Source organism: Nannocystis sp. RBIL2 (genome assembly GCF_026626745.1).
Taxonomy (GTDB): Bacteria; Myxococcota_A; Polyangia; order Nannocystales; family Nannocystaceae; genus Nannocystis.
The window spans coordinates 5916948-5937475 of sequence record NZ_JAPNJW010000001.1 but is presented as its reverse complement, the minus strand read 5'-3'; the positions used below and the strand labels follow the sequence as shown (position 1 = coordinate 5937475).

The window sequence follows — 20528 nt, the reverse complement described above, 5'->3', positions numbered from 1 at the left end:
GTCCTAGTTGGCGGCGTAGGTGGTCCAGTCGAGGGTCCAGTCGGCCTCGACGCTGCCCACGGCGCCGATGTAGTCGGCCGCGTCGAAGCCGGCGGGGGCCGCACCGGCGCCGCGCACCGGCGAGCCGTCGGTCGGGGCGAAGTTCGGCGCGGTGAAGTCGACGCTCTCGAACAGCGGGTCGCTGTCGATCAGGTTGTTGTTGGCGGCGTTCTCGATGAGGCCCTCGAGGTCGAAGGTCGAGCCCTCGCCGACCACGTACGGGGTCGCGCCGTCGTCGACCGCCGAGTTGCCGAAGAACAGGCTGTTCTTGAACACGATCCCGCCGCCGGTGGCGACGGTCTCGGTCGCGCCCTCGGTGAGCTCGATCACCGGGCCGTGGAAGTAGGCGAAGACCGCGTTGTAGAACTCGGCCCCGACGCCCTCCTTGAGGCGGATGCCGGAGCTCTGGGTGTCGATCTCGCCGCCTGCGCCGGTGCCGATCGCGGTGACGTTGACGAACTTCGGCTTGGTGCGCGGCTCGGCGTCGAGGTTGTCGGCCTGGTTCGACAGCTCGAACCCGTAGTTGCCGGCGGCCGGGTCCTGGATGATCGCCACGTGCTGCAGCGAGCCGGTGTAGCCCTGGTCGCAGTCGACCGAGTCGTCCTGGGCGCCGGAGACGACGATGTGCTTGCCGCTCCAGGTGCCGCCGAACATCTCGATGCCGTCGTCCTTGCCCATGTGGACCTGCAAGTAGTCGACGGTGGTGCCGGTGCCGCAGGAGTAGAAGGTGACGCCGTTGAGCTCGTTGTCCTTCGTCAGCTCGAAGCCGACGTACTCGACGCGGACCCACTTGAGCGAGCCGCACGAGTAGGCGTCGTCGCCGCCGCCGTAGGCGTAGTCGGGGTTGCCGGCGTCGAGGCCCTCGGCGATGCCGGAGCCGGTCTGGAGGTTGTTCTTGGCGTCGCCGAGGAGGACGATGCCGCCCCAGTCACCCCGCGCGCGGCTGCCCTCGGCCAGCGCCGAGGTGAACACGATCGGCTGCTCCTTGGTGCCCTCGGCGATCAGCTGCGAGCCCTTGGAGACGACCAGCGCCGAGCCGTTGAGGCCCTTGATCGTGACGCCGGGGTTGACCGTCAGCTTGGCGCCGTTCTTGACGGTGACGACGCCGCTGAGGGTGTGACCGCAGGTCCACGTGGTGTCGGACTCGATGGTGCCCTCGATCTCGCTGTCGCACTCCTCCTCGCCAGACGCAGTGTCGTTGGTGTCGGCGGTGTCGGAGGTCTGCATGCCATCGTCGCCGCAGCCCTGGGCGAACAGCAGCGGCAGCGCCACGGCGGCCGCGAACATCGGGAGAATCTTCTTGGTCGTCATCACGGGAGAGCCTTCGTCGGAGTCGGAGAGGTCGCGGCGGTATCCTTAAAAGAGGCCCGTGACGCCGCTCCCACGGGTCGGTGACGCGAACGCGACATTATCGCGCCCTTTCACCGTCACATGCTGTAGCTGAGGCCGAGGATGAAGGAGACGCCCTTGCGGGTCTGATAGAACACGCTGTCGAGCGGGCCCTGCACGTAGGTCTGGCGCCAGTTGAGCATGTTGAGCGCCATGAAGCTGAGGCTCAGGCCCTTGTGGACCCGCTGCGACATGGCGAAGTCGAGGGTGTGGATCGGCTTCTCGTAGACGTCGGGCAGGCGGTTGGCGCCGACGAACGCGATCCGGCGGCCGAAGGTGTTGTAGAGCAGGCGCACGTTGGTGCCCGACTTGTCGTTGTCGTAGGCGAAGTAGGCGTTGACCACGAACGGCGACTGGCCCTCGAGCGGACGGTTGGTCGAGGTGAGGGCGTTGAGCGGGTCGCCGGGCACGGGCGCGGGGATCTCGACGCGCGAGTGGACGTAGGCGAAGTTGGCCCCGATCGAGAAGTCGCGGGCGTCGCGGTGGATGAACGACAGGTTCTTGCGCAGCTCGAGCTCGACGCCGACGTTCTGCGCCAACGTCGCGTTGCGGTAGGTCTGCACGCGCGGGAAGGTGGCGATGACGCGCTCGATCGGGCTGTCGAAGTACTTGTAGAAGACGCTGGCGGCGATGACCTCGTTGGCGCTCGGGAACCACTCCCACCGCAGGTCGGCGTTCCAGATCTTGGTGCTCTTGAGGTCGGGGTTGCCCTGCACGCCGAAGCCGCCGGCGAAGTCGACGAACAGGAACTTCGACAGCTCGCGCATCTCGGGGCGGGCGACCGTCTCGGCGCCGGCGAGGCGGATGTTCATGTCGCTGCGCGGCGAGAAGATCAGGCTGCCCGACGGCAGCACCTGGCGGTCGCGCAGCGCGGCGCGGTAGGCCGGGTCGGCGTTCGGACTGTACGGGCTGTACGGCGAGACGTTGATGTTGCTGGCCTCGAAGCGGGCGCCGCCGACGAGCCGGAACCACCGCGTGAACGGCAGGTCGAGCATGGCGTAGCCGGCGTAGATCTGCTGCGAGCCCTTGTAGCCGTCCTGGCCGCCGGGGCGGGTGATCTCGTTGATCACGAACGGCTCGGTGCCGCCCTGGTTCATCGGCACGCCGCCGCCGATGGTGTCCTTGGTGAAGAGGTTGCCGGAGCCCGAGGGCAGCGCGCCGGTCCAGCCGCGCGGCTCGAGGTCGAGGGTGCGAGCGTCGAACTGCCGCTGCCGCGCCTCGACCCACCCTCCCGCCTTGACGCGGGCGTCGAGGCCGCGCCACTGCTTGAACGGCATGGTCAGGTTGAGCGCGCCGGTGCCGGTGTTGTCGCGCAGCTTGAAGAACTGGAACTTGCCGGCCTCGTTCGGCGCGACCTGGTAGTCGCCGCCGATGTTGTTGAAGAACATCTCGCGCAGCAGCGGGTCGTCCTGGCGCGCCTGGGCGTAGCTGCCGAACCAGTCGAGCGTGAGGCCCTTGGCGCCGTCGAAGGTGTGGCGGCCGCCCAGGCGCGTGAACACCACCGAGCGCATGATGTAGCGCAGGCGGGTGTTGAGGCTGGTGGTGTTCTCGGTGGCGCTGGTGTTGCGCGCGTTGCCGGTGAGCGCGCGCGACTCGTTGTCGGCGTCGCGGGTGTAGACGGCGGTGAGCTCGAGCCGGTGGTTCTTGTCGAAGTTCCACTTGATGAGCGCGAGCGCCGAGCCCTGGACGTTCTGGGTCGTCTTGACGCCGTCCCAGCGCACGGTGGGCTGGTCGGTGTCGAGGGTGAAGCCGTTGTTCTGGTCGCCGGTGACGCTGTAGATCCGGTGGGTCTCGCGCAGCGTCTGGTGGACGTTCGAGTACTGCAGCGCGGTGAGGAAGCCGAGCCGCGTGCCCCACGGCTTGAAGGTGTTGCCGAGCTGCACGCCGGCGCCGAAGTTCGGCATCGCGGTCTTGGTGCCGATCGCGGTGTGCGTCGACGGCAGGCCCTCGCCGAACCGCTCGAGCTGCTCGGCCGAGTAGACCGGCTTGCCGCCCTCGATCTCGGTCGGGCGGATCGGCCGCGCGGTGTCGAAGTTGTCCGAAAGGCCACGTCCGAGGTTGCCGAAGGTGGCGTTGTCGCCGGCGAAGTGGTTGCCGGTGTTGGCGTCGCGGAAGGTGGTGGCAGTGTTGGCGCCGACGCGGGCGTCGACCGCGAAGTACAGCTTGTCCGGGGTCTCGCGCGTCTCGAGCTGGACCGAGGCGCCGGCGAAGTCGGCCGGGACGTCGGGTGTGGCGGTCTTCTGGACGTTGATCGCCGACAGCGCGCCCGAGGGGATGATGTCGAGCGGGACGGTGCGCAGGTTGGGGTCGGGGCTCGGCAGGCGAGCGCCGTCGAGGAGGGTGTTGCCGTAGCGGTGGCCGAGGCCGCGGACGAAGATGAAGCGGTCGCCGACGACGGTGGTGCCGACGATCCGGCGCGCGACCGCGGAGGCCGAGCCGCCGCCAGACTTGCGGATGTCGTCGCGGCTCATGACGTCGCGCGCGCTCGCGGCCTTCTTGCGCTCGACCAGCTTGCCGGCGGCGCTCTCCTTGTTGATCTCGGCCTTGACCACCACTGTCTGGGTCATGCCGGCGATCGGCTTGAGCTCGCGGTTGATCGACTCGGTCCCGTCCTTGGCGACCGCGACGCCGCTGATCGTCATGCCCTCGTAGGCGTCGTAGGAGATCCGGACCTGATAGGTGCCCGGCGGGACGGACAGCTCGTACTCGCCGTTGATGTCGGTCTTGGTCTTGTAGTCGGTGCCGATCACTGCGACACCGACGCCGATGAGCGGCGAGCCGCTGGTCGCGTCGAGGACGCGGCCCTTGATCGTGCCGGCGTCGCCAGCGACCTTGACCTGCTTCTTCGGCGCCATCTCCTTCTTGAGCGCCTCGGCGTCGTTCGTCAGGTCTTCGACGCAGAAGCCGTCGTCCTCGGCGCAGCCGCCCTCCTCTTCCTCCTCGGCAGGCGGCGCCTTGGCGGGCTGCTCCGCGGGCTGCTCGGCGGGCTGCTCCGCCGGCTGTTCGACGGGCTGCTCCTCGGCAGGTTGCTCGCCGTCGGCGGGCGGTTGGCCCGGGGCGGGTTGCTCGATCACGGTGCCATCTTTGTCGAAGCCGGTCGGGCCCTCGTAATCACGGGGACCTTCGGCTCGAACGGTACGCGCACAGACTCCAGCGCCGACCGCTGCCAGTAGCGACAGCAGGGCCGGGCTCTTGCAATGTCGCAAGAACATGGCGATCCAGATCTCTATTGTTGATGCGGCTCGGTCGGCCGCGCGGGGGTTGTACTGGAAACGAAACAGCCGCCCAAGGGGGGCGGCTGTGCTGTCACCAAGAAGTCACGGCGGCTTCACTCGGGCTTCGAGGTGAGGATGACGATCGGGAACGCCTGCGCGCCGCGGGCGAGGTCGACTGCGCCGAGCACCATGCCGTACTCGGTGTCGTCGGCGGCGTCGAGGTACAGGGAGTTGTCGGGGCGCGCGTTGAACATGCGCGTCAGCTTCTCGGTCAGCTCGGCGCGGTCGACCTCGATCTTGTTGATCGCGGTCTTGCCGTCGGCGGCGACGCTGAGCACGAGCGGCTTGTCCGGGTCGTTGGCCTGGTCGAGCTGCTCTTCCTTGTCGTCCTTGGGCGGCAGGCGGACCCAGAAGCTCTTGGCCATCACGGGCGCGAGGACCATGAAGATGATGAGCAGCACGAGGACGACGTCGACCAGCGGGGTGACGTTCATCTCGGGCTGGACCCTGGCCTTCTTGAAGCCGGTGTTGAGGCTGGCACCCATGGCTAGTCCACCTCTCCGCCGCCGTCCCACTTGCGCTGGGAGCCGACGGCCAGCGAGACGCCGCCGAAGCCGATGTCCTGCACGTCCTTGAAGAAGGTGCGGACGGCCTTGTACGGCACCTTGGCGTCGCCGCGCAGCAGGACCTTGCGCTTCGGGCTCTTGGCGTACACGCCCTTCAACGCGGCGATCGCCTGCTCGCGCGCCATGTCCTGCTCCTCGAGCGTGTAGACCTCGTTGCGATCGATCGTGACGACGAGCGGCTCTTCCTTGCTGTCGGCGTCCTTGTCCGGGAACATGACGTTGATGAGCTCGATCGGCTTGTCATCCTGCATGTTCGGGATGATCAGCATGAAGATGATCAGCAGCACGAGGACGACGTCGACCAGCGGGGTGACGTTGATGCTGGGCTTCGGCCCTTTACCGGGTTTACCGGTCTCGACCGCCATGCCCATGGGCGCCCTCCAGATAGTCGATGAGCTCGCCGGCGGCGTGCTGCATCTGCATGTCGAGGCGGTCGAAGCGGCCCGACAGGTAGTTGAAGAACAGCACCGAGGTGATGGCGACGATGAGGCCGACCGCGGTGACGATCAGCGCCTCGGCGATGCCGGCGGAGACCGCCGCGATGCCGCCACCGCCCGCAGAGGCGATGCCCTGGAAGGCGACGATGATGCCGATGACGGTGCCGAACAGGCCGATGAACGGGGCGGTCGAGCCGATCGAGGCCAGCATGCCCATGCCGCGCCGACCCTCGGCGCTGTAGAGCTCGAGCTTGCGCGCGAGCTCGCGGCGGGTCAGCTCGGCGGCCGCCGAGGGGCCGCCGTCCTTGTGCTCGTTGGCCTGGAAGGTCTGCACGCCGATGGCGGTGAGGCGCGCGAGCGGGTTGCGGGTGAAGCGGCGGGCCAGCTCGAGCACGCCGGTGATGTCGCCGTCGGCGAACTGCGAGCGCGACTTGCTGGCGAACTCCATCGACTCACGGTCGGTGCGGCGCAAGACCCAGGTGCGCTCGATGATGACCGCGAAGCTGGCCACACCCATGCCCAGCAGCGAGATCGCCACCAGGCGGGAGAGGAGGCTCATGCTTTCCCAGATCTCGAACAGTGACAGCTCCATGACTCAGGTCCTCTCAGTGTTGCTGCTCGCGCGCGTCATCCGCCGCCGGTGAGCTTGAAGGGGAAGTTGACGATGATCCAAACCGAGATCGGCTCGCCGTCGAGCTTGGACGGGGTGTACTTCCACCCCTTGACGACGCCGATGACGGCGGCTTTGAACAGCTTCTCGGCGTTCGTCTTCTCTTCGTCGCCGGAGGCCGTGTTGGTGGCTCGCAAGATCTTGGCGCCCTTGACGGTGCCGTCGCGATGGACGTGCAGCTTGAGCACGACCTCGCCCTCGATGCCGGCGTCGCGCAGCTCGCCGGGGTAGTCGGGCATCTTGTTGCCCGGGTCCGGGGTCGGCACGCTGGCCCGCTCCGGCCGGTCGACCGGCTTGGTCGGATCGATCGGCTCCTCGACCTTCTTCGGCGGGTCGGGCTTCTTCGGCGGCGGGTCGGGCTTCTTCGGCGGCGGCGGCTTGTCGGCCTTCTTCGGCTGACCGTTGCCCTGGCCGGGATCACCTGTCCCGAAGTTCTTGTCGCTGCTCGGAGCGGCCTGCTCCGGCGGCGGACCCTCGGGGATCACCTTGGGCGGCTCGAGCTTGGGCTTGGGCTTGGGCTTGGCCTGCTGCGGCTGGGGCTTCGGCACGTCGGGCGGCGGGGGCGGAGGCGGCTCTTCTTCCACCTCGGGCTCGGGCTGCTCGTCGACGGCGAAATCCTTGATCTCGGGCTCGAGGACGACGGCGACCTCGGGCTCGTGCAGGCGGTCACGCCAGGCCCAGGTGCCGATCACCAACATATGGCCGAACAAGGCCAGGACGATCGCCCGCTTGTTCCGGCGTACGAACACCTGATCGCGGGTCGCGGGGTCGAAGCCGTGGAACATCGGGACGCGAGGGTTTATGACGAACAGCCTTTGCAGCCCGATGTCGCGAATGTTCCATCTCTGTGACATCGCCCTGGGGCGTGACTTGTATTCTCACGCGTTTCTTGGCTGTCACATGCGACAGCCGTTACGCTGGTCGTGATGCGGGTCGACGACCTCGGCTGCACGATCGACGGACGAACGCTGCTCGACGCGGTGTCCTTCTCGATCTGCGCCGGCGAGGCCCTGGCCGTGCTCGGGCCGTCGGGGGCCGGCAAGAGCCTGGTGCTTCGCTGTCTCCTGGGACTCGCGCCGGCGCAGGCGAAGGTCACCGGGACGCTGTTCTGGGACGAGCGCCGGGTGCCGCTCGCCGATCGCCGCGCGCTCGCGGGGCTGCGCGGTCGCGGGCTCGCGCTGGTGCCCCAGGCCGCGGCCGCGAGCCTCGACCCGATGCGCACCGTCGGCGCTCAACTGCGCGAGCTCTGTGCGCTGCACGCGACGGACAGCCGTCCGCACGAACGCCTCGCGGAGGTCGGTCTGTCACAGGAGTTTGCCGAGCGCTACCCGCACGCGCTGAGCGGCGGACAGGCGCAGCGCGTGGCCCTCGCGCTCGCGCTGGCCTGTCGCCCTGCGGTGCTGCTGGCGGACGAGCCGATGGCCTCGCTCGACTGCGTGAGCCAGGCGGAGCTCGTCGAGCTGCTGGTGTCGCGCTGCGCGGCCGAGCAAATCGCGCTGGTGCTGGTGTCGCACGACCTGGCGCGGGTGGCCCGCTGCTGCCCGCGGGCGATCGTGCTGGACCGCGGGCGAGTGGTGGCCAGCGGGGCGCTGGCCGAGCTGCTGGCCGCGCCGCCCGAGGCGATCACTGCGGCGATGGTGGCGGCGGCGCGCCGAGGTTGAACGATGGGCATGTCTCCATCGACAGGTCCTTCAGAGCATGTCGTAAGAGACATGCTCGTGGGGCGTGGGTTGACTGTCGGGGCGCGGCTGTGCGGGGTCGACCTCGAGCTGGGCTCGGGCGCGGGGTTGGGGGTGATCGGTCGCTCGGGTTCGGGGAAGTCGACTCTGGCGCGCGCGCTGGTCGGGCTCGAGCCGGAGCTCGCGGGGTCGTTGAAGTTGTCGGGGCGCGAGCTGATCGGGGCGCCGCGATCGGCGTGGGCCGAGCTGCGGGCGCGGGTGCAGCTGGTGTGGCAGGACGCGGCGACGGCGATGGATCCGCACCTGACAGTGCGGCGCAGCATCGCGGAGGCGCGGCTGCTGGCGGGGCGTGACCGGTTCACGCGCGACGACCCGCGGCTTGCGGCGCTGCTGCAGCGCGTGGCGCTGGAGCCCGAGCTGCTGGACCGGCTGCCTGGGGCGCTGAGCGGCGGGCAGCGGCAACGGGCCGCGATCGCGCGGGCGCTGGCCGCGGAGCCGGAGCTGCTGATCGTCGACGAGGTCACGAGCGCGCTCGATCGGCCGGTCGCCTGGACGATCGTCGACCTGCTGCGCTCGCTGCGAGCGACGGGGATCGGGCTGATGATGATCAGCCACGACCTGTCCTTTCTGCCAGGCACGGTGGATCGGGTGCTGGTGCTCGCGGACGGCCGCCCGGTCGAGGTCGGGCCGGTCGCGACGGTGCTGGCCGAGCCGCAGGCCGCGGCCACGCGGGCGCTCGTCGACGCGGCGCCGCGGCTCTGATAAGAGGATGGTGGAGTGGGGACCGAGCCCGTCGTCTACGTATTCCACCACGCCGCGCCGATCCCCGTCGGCCACCGGGTGGAGCTGCAGTTCTTCGAGCGCGACACGGGCTTCTTCAGCGTGGAATACAGCGAGCAGCTCGACATGCCGCTGATCCGCGACCTCGACACGGGAATCGAGTACGCGCCGGAGTGGTTGTTCAAGCGCGAGGCCCGGGACCACCTGGGTCCGAGCTCGCCGCGCGTGCTCGAGATGTCGCCGTCGGTCCGGCCGACGCGCGCGCTGACCGGGACCGTGGTCGCTTGCCGCGTGGTCACGGGGCTGGTGGCGGCCGACTGGACGGTGTTCACGTACCTGACGCTGCACGAAGAGGAGACGCTCATCTATCGCTGAAGTGGCATGCGCGTTGCGAAAAACCATGGGCGCGGGGTACGGGTCGCGCTATATCTGGGGGTGATATGAGGATGCGTATCGGAGCGACGACTGGGTGTATCGGCGCGATCGTGCTGGGCATGGCGTGTGGGCCCGATCCGATCGCGCAGGAAGAGCTCGAAGAGGTATGCGGCGAGGACGGACCGTTCCGCGTCCTCGAGATCGATCCGGACCAACAGCTGTCGAGCTGGCCGCTGCGCGTCGGCGACCGACGGGTCTTCATGGTCAACCGCGCCGCGCAGGACGGGGTGGGGTCGTTCCCGGAGGTGATCGATTCGCAGGTCTGGTCGACGGGGCTTTGCGGTGAGTCGCCGGTGCAGCTCGCCGACGATCTCGATCAGGTCTTCACGATCGATCGATGGCCCGACGTGCTGCTGGCGTGCAAGATGGCGACCGGCGAGATCTTCGAAGTCGATCCGTCCGGAGAGCGCGCGCCGCACCTCGTGTTCACGGGCGACGTCGAGAGGTACGGCTGCGCGCTGCGCTGGACGGACCACGGGCTCCTCAGCGTCGTCGGCCACGGCGAAGACTTCGGCGCGCTGATGCTCAGCCCGTACCCCGACGACCCACGGACGCAAACCTCGGCGCCGGTGGCCGTGCTCGACCCGGTGCGGATCACCTCGACCGGGCGCGGCGGCTCGAACATCGTCGCCAACTCGATCCGCGCGTTCGCGGACTCGGTGCTGGCGATCGACGGCGAGGACGCGCTGGTCCGCGTCGACCTGGCCGACCGCTCGGTGACGACGCTGCAGACGGGCGTGCGGGAGATCGAGGCGTCGCGCGACGGCCGGTATGTGATGTGGCAGGACATGATGGTGACCCGCGAAGGTGACCGCGCGCTCGAGGGCAAGGTCTTCCTGCGCGAGCTGCCCGACGGGCAGGACGAGCTCCTGGGCGAGACGGCGCTGCAATACACGATGCTCGCGCTCGGCTACACGCAGGCGGGCATGGTGCAGCTCGAGTTCGAACGGTCGGCGCAGAAGAAGCTGTTCTTCTTGCCGGGATTGCAGTCGATGGAGGTGCCGACGGACCTGTTCTTCAACGGGAAGCTGGAGGACGGGCGCTGGCTCGGCGGGTCGATGTTCGACAACTTCTTCGAGCTGTTCGACCTGCAGGCGGGGACGAAGAAGCGGCTGTTCCCGCGGCCGACAGATCTGGCGTGGTTCGAGCCGGACGGGCTCGTGGTGTTCGAGACGACGAAGCGCTGCTGCGTGGACGGCGACATGCGCGACGAGGGGCCGCTGTGGCGCGTGCCGTTCGACGGCGAGGCGAAGCAGATCGCGCCGCGCGGGAGCCGGCTCACGCAACCGCTGCCCGACGGGCGCAGCGTGGGACCGGTAGACGTCGGCGAGGACTGGCTCGGGATGCTAGTGGTGAACGACGCGTCGACCGGGGAGGAGCGGCGCGTCGACGACCACGTGGCCGGTCACTCGCTCTCGACGAACTGGTTCGAGGACGAGGGGCTCATCACGTACTCGGTGTCCGACGGCGAACGCTCGGGGGTGTACCTGGCCCGGCTGCCGCAGCAGGCGCGCAGCGGGGTCGTGAAGCGGACGGTCCGCGAGGGCTTCGCGGACGACTTCGTGCGCCGGCCCGACGAGACGCCGATGGCAGTGCCGCGGGTGCCGGGTGGATTGCGAGCGCCAGGGGCGGAGTGATTCGTCGAGCGCCGCGGCGCTCGGTCCGACGAATAGGCTCGCGTGGCGATGGTGCTGCGCGAGCGCGGTGACGCTGGGCGCGTCGCTCGTGGGTCAGTCCTCGTCGTCGTCGTCGTGGCCCGGCGGGAGGGAGCCGCGCTGGGCGTGCATGCGGGCGGTCAGCTCGAGGAAGAAGCGCTCCATCGGGCGGGCGACGTCGGGGCCGTGGAGGACCTCGACGAGGCGGGTGGCGGCCTCGAAGGTGCAGACGGCCTCGGGGCGCGGGGCGTGGCGGATGCCCCAGCGCGAGGGGCCACCTGGCGGAAGGGACACCTTTGAAAGGTCGGCGACGTGGGCGGCGCGCCGGGCCATGCGCGAGCACTGGTGCCAGGTGCCGTCGAGGATGACGATGCAGCGCCGGCGGCCCGGGGCGGTCTGCAGCAGCTCGGGGCCGGCGACCGGAGCGTCTTCGGAGGGGAAGAGGACCACGTAGTCGAGGTCGGGCTCGGTGAGCGGGCCGGTCTCCATGGCCTCGTCCTGGGCGCCGTAGTGGAGGATCGGGGCGCGCAAGACGGCCGCCGCCGCGCGGCCGGTGCTGGTCGGCTTGTGGCGCTCGCGGTTGTGCTGCACGAGGACGAAGCGGGTCGGCAGGTCGAGCACCGGCAGCTCGACGCACAGACACCGCTCGAGGTGGAGGCCGCAGACGGGGCAGCGCGGGCGTGAGCTCTTACGCGAGGACATGGGACGAGGTCAGGTCGTTCGGGACGGGTTCGAGGGTCGAAGTGCTGCGCTCGCGGAGGGGAGATCGGCGAGGCTGATCGAGCAGGCGCTGCGCTCGGGTAAGATGTCGAATGTCGTTCGGGACATGTTCGAGAGGCAAGGTCCGATGGGTCAGGTCGCTGGAGACATGTCTGATAGGCAAAGTCGAATGGGCCAGGTCGGATGGGACATGCTCGAGAGGCAAGGCTTGAAAGGACAGGAGCTTCAGGTCATGTCCGCGAGGGCAGCCGAGACGCGGGCGCGCAGAGCGGGCGGGAAGACGGCGCGGTGGTGGACGAAGCGCTCGCGGGCGAGGCCGCGGAGCAGCGGAGAGGCGTCGAGGAGGCGCTGGACGCGGCCGCCGCTGCGCAGGACCATGAGCGCCTCGTCGTCGGTGTAGGCGTCGATCTCGACGCGGTCGATGGCGCCGAGGTAGGCGGGCGCGACGCCCTCGGCGGCGAGGACCTCGGCGAGGCGGACCTCGGCAGCGGCGGAGTCGACCTGCGGGCCGAGCCGCAATGTTTTGAACAGGCGCCGGCAGACGAGGCCGTCGGCGAGGTCGCGCAGGACGGGGTCGGCGCTGCGGGTGTAGGCGGCGAGCGCCTCGGCGAGGGCGTGGTCGTCGAGGCGGAGGTAGTCGTGGACATGGACGGGACGGCCGCGCAACAGGTCCTCGAGGACAGGCGGGGTGCTGGGCTCGGGGCCGAGCTCGCACAGGCGGCGGAACAGGGCGCGGATCATCATCTCGGCGGCGCGCGCGGCCTTGTGCAAGTAGACCTGGCGGTACATGTAGAGGCGGGCGAGGAAGAAGCCCTCGACCGCGGTGAGGCCCTTCTCGCCGTCGACGGCGAGCCGCGCGGAGGTCGAACCCTCGGGGACGTAGAGCCGCAGCGAGGCGAGCAGCCAGTCGACGTCGAGCAGGCCGTAGCGCACGCCGGTCATGTAGCTGTCGCGCATGAGGTAGTCGCAGCGGTCGACGTCGAAGGTGCCGGAGACGGCGCGCGCGAGGTGACCGATCGGCCCCTGGCCGTGGATCAAGCGCTCGACGAGCATCGGCGCGGTCGGGTCGAGCTCGGCGAGCACGCGGTGCACCTGCGTGTCGGGGTCGAGCAAGATCTGCGAGGTCCACACCTCGTGGCGCGGCGCGCCCGGCAGCACGGCCTCGAAGGTGTGACTGAGCGGCCCGTGCCCGAGGTCGTGCAGCAGCGCGGCGGCGAGGGCGACGTGGGCCCAGTGATCGTCGATGCGATCGTGCGGCGGGAGCTCCTGCGCGAGGGTGCGGACGCGGTCGAGGTAGCGCTGCATGACGTGCATGGCGCCGACGGCGTGGGCGAAGCGCGAGTGCTCGCCGCCGGGGAAGGCGAGAGCAGCGAGGCCGAGAGCGCGGATCCGTCGCAGCCGCTGGACCTCGGCGCAGTCGAGCAGCCGCGTGACGAGGCGGGCGGTGGCGCCGCTGAAGGAGATCAGGCCATGCACGGGATCGCGCAGGAGCATCGCGCGGAGCCTACTGCAGGCGCGGGCGACTGGCGATCCGGCAAGCCCGGCGGGCCGGCGCTCGAAGGCGTTGGCGGGCGGTGAGCGAGAAGGGCCGCGAATGCGCTGCGGCCTCGGGAGCGGAAGGTCCTGGGCTCGGCGCGGCTGCGGAAGGCCGCGAGCGCTCGCCGATGGAGGAAGGGTTCACGTCGTGAAGCAAGTCTCGCGAGCCTCGCGGCGCCGACCTCGGTAGTCGGCCGGCGGCGATCGGGCCCGGGGCGGCGTGTTATCCTGCGCGCCGTCGTTCATGGCCGATTCGCCCGCCACGCCGCCCAACTCGCCCGCGTGCCGCAAGTGCGCGTTCGTGTTCGAGGCAGGGATGACGTTCGAGCGCTGCCCGAATTGCGGGACGCCGACGCAAGCGCCGCCCGAGGAGCCGGGGCGGGTGATCTTGCCGCGGCTGACCTCGCTGCCGCTGCCCGGCACGCCGATCGGCAGCATCCGCAAGACGCCGGCCAACGCGACGCTCGAGGGGTTCTTCGTGCCGCCGACGCTGGTCGGCGATCGGCCGCCGAGCGAGCGCAGCGACGCCGCGACCGCGCCGACGTCGCGTCCGCCGGCCTCTCCGTTGCCCGAGCCCGGCAGCGGCGAGGACGACCTGCCGGCGCCGGTGTCGACGACGCGGCCGTTCACGCTGCCGCGGATCACGGTGCCGCCGCGAAGCACCGTGCCGGCGGTGATCGACAGCCGCGACCTCGAGAACAGCGCCGAGCTGGACCTGCCGCACCTCAGCGAGATGTCGCAGATCACTTCGCGCGCGGTGTCGCGGTCGGACGACGTCGACGTCGACCTCGCGGACATCAAGGCGGAGACGCGCGAGCTGCCGACGCAACCCGACGCGCCGCTGCCCCCGCCGCGGCCGCAGCTGCAGTCGCGGCGGGCGACTGTGGTGCTGACGCCGACGACGCCGGAGCCGGGGGCGCTGGCCTATGCGGGCCTGGTCGGGCTGTTCGCGGCGCTGGTGGGGAGCTTCTGGTTCTATTACAGCCGCGCGCAGGAGGTCTCGCTGGTGGTCGGGTCGTACGCGGCCAAGGTGCTGTCCGACCCGGCGGCGATCCGCGAGCGCGACGAGCGTCTGGCGACGCTGTTCGACGACGACTCGATGGAGAGCTACCTGGCGGCGATGGCGGTCGCGGAGCAGACCGAGGACCCACTCGGGCGCGCCGAGGCGGCGCTGCGGATCCACCTGCGCTACGGGCCCGATCCGGTGCGCGCGGCCCAGGCGAAGTCGTGGCTGAGTGCGAACTTCCCCCGCGACGACCTGCGGGCGGCGCGGATCCGGGCCCTCGCAGCGATCGCCGACAACGACCCGGCGCTGGCGCAGAGGCTGCTGGCGACGGGCGCCGAGCCGGGCGTGGCGCTGTACCGCGGGCTGCTGGCGCTGGCCGCCGGCAACCACGCGGCCGCGGCCGACTATGCCTCCGAGGCCATGTCCTTACGGCCAGGCGATCAGGCGGCGCGATGGCTGATGTTCGCGACCGAGCTGGCGAAAGATCGCCGCTCGACGCTCGACGCGCTGCGCGACGCGGCCGATCGCCAGCCGCATCGGCCCGCGCTGGAGCTCCTGCTGGTCGACGCGCTGATCGCCCGCGGGCGGCTGACGGAGGCGCGCAAGCGGCTCGAGGCGCAGGTGCGCGAGCCGGGGGTGAGCGACATGCATCAGGCGCGGGTGCTGGTGCGTCACGCCCAGGTCGCGGCGGCGTCGGTCGAGGTGTCGCGCAGCGTGTACCTGGCCGACGAGGCGATCAAGCTGGCGCCGCGCGACCCGGAGGTGGTGCACGGATCTCTGCGGGTGCTGATCGGGGCGGACGAGCTGGCGCGCGCGCAACAAGGGCTGACGGCGCGGCTGCGCGAGGCGCCGGACGACCTCGCGGCGCAGATCCTCCAGGCCGAGCTGGCGCTGCGCGCGAGCAACGAGAGCGCGGCGCTGAAGGCGATCGAGAAGCTCGCGGCCGAGACGCCGACGCTGATCGAGTCGACCTTCCTGCGCGGGCGCCTGGCCCTGCTCACCGGTCACACCGACGCTGCGGTCGAGCATTTTAAAGATGCGGCCAAGGCCGAACCGCCGCACATCCGCGCGGCGGTCGAGTACGCCCGGCTGCGGCCCAACGGCGACACCCTGTCGCTGCTGGAAGATCTGGAGGAGCGACGCGGCCGCGACCCGACCGAGAGCGCGCGCGCCGACCTGCGGGCGCTGGCGCTGGCGCGGGCCAACGCGCTGGTCGAGCAGGGCCGACGCGACGCTGCGGTGGAGGTCCTGGACACGGCGCTGGCGCGCGACTGCGACGACAACGCGGCCCAGCTGCGGCGCGGGGTGCTGGTGGTCGACACGCCGCGCAGCGACGCCGGGCGGGTCGACCTGCTGGCGGTGCACGAGCGCACCGGCGGGTTCGCGGGGCTGCTCGGGCCGCTGAGTCGCCTGTACATTCGGTCAGGTGAGTTGCGGGCGCTGGAGGCGTTGGTGCAGCCGCACCTCAGCGACGTGCGGGCGCCGGACGAGGTGGTGCTGGCGATCGCGCGCCTGCGCCTGGCCCAGGCGGCGGTCGAGGCGGCGGAGTCGATGACCGACCAGATCTTGCTGCGCTCGCCTGACTCGTGGGAGGGGCACCTGCTGAAGGCCAAGGTGCTGCTGGAGCGCGGCGAACCGGGGCTGGCGCAGGGCGAGCTGCGGCTCAGCCGGCCCCCGCAGCCCCAGGCAGATGTCGAGCTGGTGGCGGGGAAGATCGCCGAGCGCAGCGGTCGCCTGCAGGACGCGCTGCCGGCCTACCGCCGCGCGCATCAGCTCGCGCCGACGCTCCACGAGGCCGGCTACCTGTACGGCCGCGCGCTGCTGCTGCTCGGGCGCGCTCAGGAGGCCGTGACCGAGCTCAGCGCGGTCACGCGGGCGACGGACGCGTTCCCGGCCGCGTTCGTGGCGCTCGGCCAGGCGCAGTTCGAGCGCGGCAACTTCGAGGAGGCCCGCAGGCAGCTCCAGCGCGCAGTGGCGCTCGCCCCGGGCCTCACCGAGGCCCACTACTGGCTCGGCCGCTGCGAACACGACCTGCAGCTGGACGCCGAGGCCGCCGTCAGCCTCGGCCGGGCGGTCCGCGGGGCCGCGCCGGGGACGGCCTGGCTGCCCGACGCCCACCTGTGGCTGGCCCGCGCCGCCGAGGCCCACGGGGACGTGGCCACCAGCCGCACTGCGTACGAGGAATTCCTGCGCCTGGCGCCCGCGGCCGCGCCCGGCCGACGTGAGGCGGAGCGCGCGCTGGCCCGCCTGGTTCGCGCGCCTTGAGGCCTTTACGCGCGGGCCCGGCTTGTCGATACTCGCGGCCCCGCCGGAGGAGTGGCCGAGCGGTCTAAGGCAGCGGACTTGAAATCCGCCGTGTCCGCAAGGGCACCGAGGGTTCGAATCCCTCCTCCTCCGCTACTTCGCTCTCCGTCCCTCGAGGACATGTCCTCGAGGGCATATCCTGAAGGACATGCCCGATCGGGCATGTCCCTCGGGACTCTTTTGAAGAATCAGTAGCGCGTGGGCGGCTTGCCGTCTTTGCTGCGCGGCACCCGGCGCTCGAGCCGTTGCTCCCACTCGACACCGGCGATCGGCACGACGTAGACGGTGGGGCAGACCAGGCGGCGGTCGGTCGAGCCGAGGCGGCGGGCCCAGTACTCGACGTCGACGACCTGGTACGGCACGTCGTCGATGACCACGACCTCGTGGATCCGCGGGACGAACTGCACGTCCTCGGTGGTCTCGGTGCGGAACAGCAGGCGGCCTTCGCAGGCGTACTCGACGTAGGGCATAAGTCGCGCGGCCCGAGTCTACCGCGAAGCCTCGCCGAGCAGCGCGGCCCGTAGCGCGTCCGCGGCGTGGATCGGGGCGCTGCAGACCTGGGCCCGGCAAACCAGCGCCGCCGGCGGACCCTCGGCCGCCTCGAAGCTCACGGCCAAACGCGCGCGCATGACCGGACGGGCCGCGGCGACGGTGCGCGCGAGCTCGGCGACGGCCGAGGCCGAGGCGCCGCGCAGGGTGACGTGGGCCGCCTCGGGCGCCGCGAACTGCGCGGCGGCGATGAGGCTGGCGAACGCGAAGGGCTGGCGGATCGCCGCGCCCTGCCGCTGCAGGCACGCCTCCGCGGCCGCGCGCGCCCCCGCCGGGGCGACGCCGGCGAGGTCGAGTCGCAACAGCACCTCGACCAGCACCCCGAGGCCGCTCGGGATCGCCGAGTCGTGCTGCGACTCGGTGCGCTCGATCAGCCGCTCGGCGTCGTCGGCGGTGACGTAGAAGCCGACGCCCCCGGCCACCGCGTGGTGCGCCAGCGCGTGGCGGGCCAACTTGGCCGCGGCGTCCTGCCACGCGAGGTCGAGCGTGGCCTCGTGGAGGTCGAGGCAGGCGCGGGCCAGGAACGCCACGTCTTCGAGGTAGCCGCGGGTGTGCACGACGCCGTCGAAGTCGACGCGCATGACCTCGCCGTGGGCGCCGACGTGAGCGTCGAGCAACCGGCGCGCGGCCGCGGTCGCCAGCGCGAGGCACCGCGCATGCAGCTCAGGCTCGCCCCACTGCTCGGCGGCCGCGGCGGCGCGGGCGAGGCCGGAGATCAGGAGGCCGTTCCACGAGGTGAGGATCTTGTCGTCGCGCAGCGGCGGGACGCGCTGGTAGCGGGCCTCCAGCAGCCTGGCGCGCAGCGGCGCGAGGCGGGCCTCGAGCGCGGCCTCGGTCATGCCGAGGGCCTCGGCGATCTGCGCCGGCGGCTGGGCGAGGTGGAGGATCGACATGCCGTGCTCGAAGTTGCCGCGCGGGTCGACGCCGTAGACCGCGGCGAAGAAGGCTGCGTCGTCGCGGTTGCCGAGCACCTGCTCGAGCTGGGCCGGCGTCCAGCAGAAGAACTTGCCCTCGACGCCCTCGCTGTCGGCGTCGGTCGCGGCGTAAAACGTGCCCGCCGGGCCGCGCATGTCGGCCTCGAGGTAGGCGACCGTCTCGCGCACGACCCGGCGCAGGAACCCCTGCTCCGGCCAGCGCAGGCTGGCGTCGGCGTACAGCCCGAGCAGCAGGGCGTTGTCGTACAGCATCTTCTCGAAGTGCGGCACCAGCCACACCCGGTCGACGGCGTAGCGGGCGAAGCCGCCGCGGAGGTGGTCGTAGATCCCGCCGCGCCACATCTTCTCGAGCGTCAGCAGCAGTTCGTCCGAACCTGTCCCATCGACCCTGTTCTGAAGCATGAGAACTTCGAGACAGGTGGCGTTGGGGAACTTGGGCTGGCGGCCGAACCCGCCCCACTCGGGGTCGAGGCGAGCGAGCAGGTCGCGCGCGGCGGTCGCCAGCGGCTCGGGCCCGACGATCGCGCCCTCGCCGTCCTGCCCGCCGGCGGCGAGCTCGCGGATCCCCTCGAGCAGCTGCTCGGCCTGGCCCTCCACGTCGGCGCGGCGGTTCTTCCACAGGTCGGCGAGCGCGAGCAGCAGCTGGCGGAAGCTGGGGCGGCCGTAGCTGGGGACCGGCGGGAAGTAGGTGCCGCCGTAGAACGGGCGGTGGTCGGGGGTCAGGAACACGGTCAGCGGCCAGCCGCCGCCCTGGCCCATCAACAGCACGACCTTTTGGTAGATCTCGTCGATGTCGGGCCGCTCCTCGCGGTCGACCTTGATGTTGATGAAGTTGGCGTTCATCAGCGCCGCGGTGTCCGCGTCCTCGAAGGACTCGTGGGCCATGACGTGGCACCAGTGGCAGGCGCTGTAGCCGACCGACAGCAAGATCGGCTTGTCCTCGCGGCGAGCGCGCTCGAGCGCCTCGTCGCCCCACGGGTACCAATCGACCGGGTTTTCCGCGTGCTGCCGGAGGTAGGGGCTCTTGGATTGCGCGAGGCGGTTCATGGCCGGTCTGGAGTGTGCGTGGTCCTCGCCCGTACGCCGGTCCCCGGGTATGCGCCGTTCCTCACGCCCGGCTGCGCCGCGAGCCCCTCCAAGTCGCCCGCTCGCGGCGCTCGAAAGCTGGACCCTTTTAAAATTTCTGGTAATGTCCGCGCCCCGCCACCTGGAGAGGTGTCCGAGTGGTCGAAGGTGCCAGACTCGAAATCTGGTGTGGCGAAAGTCACCGTGGGTTCGAATCCCACCCTCTCCGCAAACTTTTCTCCGAGACGACGCCCCACAGCCCAGCAAACCAGAACACCCGGAGAGGTGTCCGAGTGGTCTAAGGTGCAAGATTGGAAATCTTGTGTGGGGCAACCCACCGAGGGTTCGAATCCCTCCCTCTCCGCACCGGCCTCAACAACCGGCACTTATGCCCCGAGCGACGGCTCTCTCGTAAACCCCGCCAGGACCGGAAGGTAGCAACGGTAGCGAGAGAACGGGTGTTCGGGGCGCTTTTTTTTGGGTCTGCGCCAGGTCGCTACTCGCTGAGCTCCCAGCTAGCGAGACCCCGCACGCAGGCATCACTCGGGCTCGGCTCTCGAGCCCGGCCAACGAGCCGCCGAAGCAGCCTCAGCCGCGGAACTCGTCCTTGGCCCGCCGGCGCGTCGCCAGCTCCTCGACCGAGTCCGCGCGCACGAACGGGTTGGTGGCTCGCTCGTCGGCCACCGTGGTCGGCGTCGTGCGGCCCGGCAACGCGTCGGCTCGCTCGGCGACCGCCCGGTTGTCGGGCTCGACCGCCGCCGCGAAGCGCAGGTTCGCCGCCGTGTACTCGTGGCCGAACCACAGCCGCGTCGACGGAGGCAACGTCGTGAGCTGCTGCAGGCTCATGTGCATCTGCGCGGGCGTCCCCTCGAACAGGCGACCACAACCGGCCGCGAACAGGGTGTCGCCGGTGAACACGTCGTCGGGCTCGCCACCCTCGCCGACCAGCCGCCAGGCGATCGCGCCCCGCGTATGCCCGGGGATGTGCAGCCCCAGCAATCGCCGGCCCGCAAGCACTAGGCCGGTGTCTTGCCACGCGTCGGTGTTGGCCTCGACGAACTCGGTCTGTCGGGGGATCCGCCCGCGATCACTGGCATGCCCGGCGACCCACACGTCCCCGCCGTCACCGACGAGCTCGTCGATGCCGCCGACGTGATCGTGATGGTGATGGGTGGCGAGGATCCCCCGCAGCCGCCCGCTCACCGCCGCGATCGCCCGCGCCGGCGGGTCCGCCTCCGAAGGATCGACGAGCCAGACGTCGCCTGTGCCCGGATCGCGCAGCAAGTAGGCGTAGTTGTCGCGCAGGCACGGGACAGGCTCGATGGTCAGCACCCCGATGTCTTAGCGGAGCAAACCCGCGAGCTCAAGCCGACCTGCCCCTCGAGACAGATTGACTGCCGACTCGGACCGAGCTGAGCGTCCAATCAGCCCGGACCAATTACATGTCCTTCCAGACATGTCCCTTGCGACACTGCCGCTCGCGCAACT

The 20528-nt window shown here is 70.6% G+C and carries 16 protein-coding genes, 3 tRNA genes and 1 other RNA gene; 9 read left to right on the top strand and 11 right to left on the bottom strand.

Going from position 1 to position 20528, the window contains the following annotated elements; all coding sequences use genetic code 11:
- Nucleotides 1–3: 3 nt before the first annotated feature.
- From OV090_RS23640 to OV090_RS23615, 6 genes are all read right to left on the bottom strand, one after another.
- Entirely contained in the window at nt 4–1350 is a 1347-nt protein-coding gene (locus OV090_RS23640; protein ID WP_267706514.1) for a hypothetical protein, read from the bottom strand.
- A gap of 116 nt (nt 1351–1466) precedes the next feature.
- A complete protein-coding gene (locus OV090_RS23635; RefSeq protein ID WP_267706512.1) occupies nt 1467–4502 on the bottom strand; it encodes a TonB-dependent receptor in 3036 nt (1011 codons plus the stop codon).
- Between the two features lie 254 nt (nt 4503–4756).
- Complete coding sequence (locus OV090_RS23630; protein WP_267706510.1) at nt 4757–5188, bottom strand: biopolymer transporter ExbD; 432 nt, start codon at nt 5186–5188, stop codon at nt 4757–4759.
- A 2-nt stretch (nt 5189–5190) separates the two neighbouring features.
- Nucleotides 5191–5640, bottom strand: coding sequence for a biopolymer transporter ExbD (locus OV090_RS23625; protein WP_267706508.1), 450 nt, complete (start codon nt 5638–5640; stop codon nt 5191–5193).
- Entirely contained in the window at nt 5615–6298 is a 684-nt protein-coding gene (locus tag OV090_RS23620; protein ID WP_267706506.1) for a MotA/TolQ/ExbB proton channel family protein, read from the bottom strand. Before OV090_RS23620 ends, OV090_RS23625 begins: the two co-directional genes overlap by 26 nt.
- A 35-nt stretch (nt 6299–6333) precedes the next feature.
- Nucleotides 6334–7161, bottom strand: a complete 828-nt coding sequence (locus tag OV090_RS23615; RefSeq protein ID WP_267706504.1) for an energy transducer TonB — start codon at nt 7159–7161, stop codon at nt 6334–6336.
- Nucleotides 7162–7302: 141 nt separating this feature from the next.
- Between OV090_RS23615 and OV090_RS23610 the strand changes: the two genes are divergently transcribed.
- From OV090_RS23610 to OV090_RS23595, 4 genes are all read left to right on the top strand, one after another.
- A complete protein-coding gene (locus OV090_RS23610) occupies nt 7303–8037 on the top strand; it encodes an ATP-binding cassette domain-containing protein (protein WP_267706502.1) in 735 nt (244 codons plus the stop codon).
- A gap of 51 nt (nt 8038–8088) precedes the next feature.
- Nucleotides 8089–8817, top strand: a complete 729-nt coding sequence (locus OV090_RS23605) for an ATP-binding cassette domain-containing protein (protein ID WP_267706500.1) — start codon at nt 8089–8091, stop codon at nt 8815–8817.
- 15 nt (nt 8818–8832) lie between these two features.
- Nucleotides 8833–9210 (top strand): hypothetical protein, encoded by a 378-nt coding sequence (locus OV090_RS23600; protein ID WP_267706499.1) that lies wholly within the window; start codon nt 8833–8835, stop codon nt 9208–9210.
- 65 nt (nt 9211–9275) lie between these two features.
- Entirely contained in the window at nt 9276–10907 is a 1632-nt protein-coding gene (locus OV090_RS23595) for a hypothetical protein (protein ID WP_267706498.1), read from the top strand.
- 93 nt (nt 10908–11000) lie between these two features.
- Here the strand turns inward: OV090_RS23595 and OV090_RS23590 are convergent, their stop codons facing one another.
- Both OV090_RS23590 and OV090_RS23585 read right to left on the bottom strand, forming a co-directional pair.
- Entirely contained in the window at nt 11001–11627 is a 627-nt protein-coding gene (locus tag OV090_RS23590) for a tRNA-uridine aminocarboxypropyltransferase (protein ID WP_267706496.1), read from the bottom strand.
- Nucleotides 11628–11870: 243 nt separating this feature from the next.
- A complete protein-coding gene (locus tag OV090_RS23585; RefSeq protein ID WP_267706494.1) occupies nt 11871–13139 on the bottom strand; it encodes an HD domain-containing protein in 1269 nt (422 codons plus the stop codon).
- Nucleotides 13140–13425: 286 nt separating this feature from the next.
- Between OV090_RS23585 and OV090_RS23580 the strand changes: the two genes are divergently transcribed.
- Nucleotides 13426–16452 (top strand): tetratricopeptide repeat protein, encoded by a 3027-nt coding sequence (locus OV090_RS23580; protein ID WP_267706492.1) that lies wholly within the window; start codon nt 13426–13428, stop codon nt 16450–16452.
- Nucleotides 16453–16497: 45 nt separating this feature from the next.
- Nucleotides 16498–16584, top strand: a tRNA-Ser gene (locus OV090_RS23575).
- Nucleotides 16585–16679: 95 nt separating this feature from the next.
- Here OV090_RS23575 and OV090_RS23570 read toward each other — a convergent pair.
- Nucleotides 16680–16961, bottom strand: coding sequence for a hypothetical protein (locus OV090_RS23570; protein WP_267706490.1), 282 nt, complete (start codon nt 16959–16961; stop codon nt 16680–16682).
- Between the two features lie 18 nt (nt 16962–16979).
- Nucleotides 16980–19022 (bottom strand): thioredoxin domain-containing protein, encoded by a 2043-nt coding sequence (locus OV090_RS23565; RefSeq protein WP_267706487.1) that lies wholly within the window; start codon nt 19020–19022, stop codon nt 16980–16982.
- A 162-nt stretch (nt 19023–19184) separates the two neighbouring features.
- Here OV090_RS23565 and OV090_RS23560 point away from each other — a divergent pair.
- The 3 genes from OV090_RS23560 (at nt 19185) to ffs (ending at nt 19520) form a co-directional block, all read left to right on the top strand.
- A tRNA-Ser gene (locus tag OV090_RS23560) sits at nt 19185–19269 on the top strand.
- A 50-nt stretch (nt 19270–19319) separates the two neighbouring features.
- A tRNA-Ser gene (locus tag OV090_RS23555) sits at nt 19320–19404 on the top strand.
- Nucleotides 19405–19424: 20 nt separating this feature from the next.
- Nucleotides 19425–19520, top strand: an RNA gene (gene ffs / locus OV090_RS23550) — signal recognition particle sRNA small type.
- Nucleotides 19521–19628: 108 nt separating this feature from the next.
- Here the strand turns inward: ffs and gloB are convergent.
- The gene (gloB, locus tag OV090_RS23545; protein WP_267706486.1) at nt 19629–20372 is read right to left on the bottom strand and encodes a hydroxyacylglutathione hydrolase; all 744 of its coding nucleotides are present in this window, start codon (nt 20370–20372) and stop codon (nt 19629–19631) included.
- Nucleotides 20373–20528 lie beyond the last annotated feature (156 nt).

Excerpts from the sequence above, each read along its gene's own strand:
- OV090_RS23640 (WP_267706514.1), bottom strand. The coding sequence starts at position 1,350 with ATGACGACCAAGAAGATTCTCCCGATGTTCGCGGCCGCCGTGGCGCTG.
- OV090_RS23630 (WP_267706510.1), bottom strand. The coding sequence starts at position 5,188 with ATGGGTGCCAGCCTCAACACCGGCTTCAAGAAGGCCAGGGTCCAGCCC.
- OV090_RS23625 (WP_267706508.1), bottom strand. The coding sequence starts at position 5,640 with ATGGGCATGGCGGTCGAGACCGGTAAACCCGGTAAAGGGCCGAAGCCC.
- OV090_RS23620 (WP_267706506.1), bottom strand. The coding sequence starts at position 6,298 with ATGGAGCTGTCACTGTTCGAGATCTGGGAAAGCATGAGCCTCCTCTCC.
- OV090_RS23615 (WP_267706504.1), bottom strand. The coding sequence starts at position 7,161 with ATGTTCCACGGCTTCGACCCCGCGACCCGCGATCAGGTGTTCGTACGC.
- OV090_RS23610 (WP_267706502.1), top strand. The coding sequence starts at position 7,303 with ATGCGGGTCGACGACCTCGGCTGCACGATCGACGGACGAACGCTGCTC.
- OV090_RS23605 (WP_267706500.1), top strand. The coding sequence starts at position 8,089 with ATGCTCGTGGGGCGTGGGTTGACTGTCGGGGCGCGGCTGTGCGGGGTC.
- OV090_RS23595 (WP_267706498.1), top strand. The coding sequence starts at position 9,276 with ATGAGGATGCGTATCGGAGCGACGACTGGGTGTATCGGCGCGATCGTG.
- OV090_RS23590 (WP_267706496.1), bottom strand. The coding sequence starts at position 11,627 with ATGTCCTCGCGTAAGAGCTCACGCCCGCGCTGCCCCGTCTGCGGCCTC.
- OV090_RS23585 (WP_267706494.1), bottom strand. The coding sequence starts at position 13,139 with ATGCTCCTGCGCGATCCCGTGCATGGCCTGATCTCCTTCAGCGGCGCC.
- OV090_RS23580 (WP_267706492.1), top strand. The coding sequence starts at position 13,426 with ATGGCCGATTCGCCCGCCACGCCGCCCAACTCGCCCGCGTGCCGCAAG.
- OV090_RS23570 (WP_267706490.1), bottom strand. The coding sequence starts at position 16,961 with ATGCCCTACGTCGAGTACGCCTGCGAAGGCCGCCTGCTGTTCCGCACC.
- OV090_RS23565 (WP_267706487.1), bottom strand. The coding sequence starts at position 19,022 with ATGAACCGCCTCGCGCAATCCAAGAGCCCCTACCTCCGGCAGCACGCG.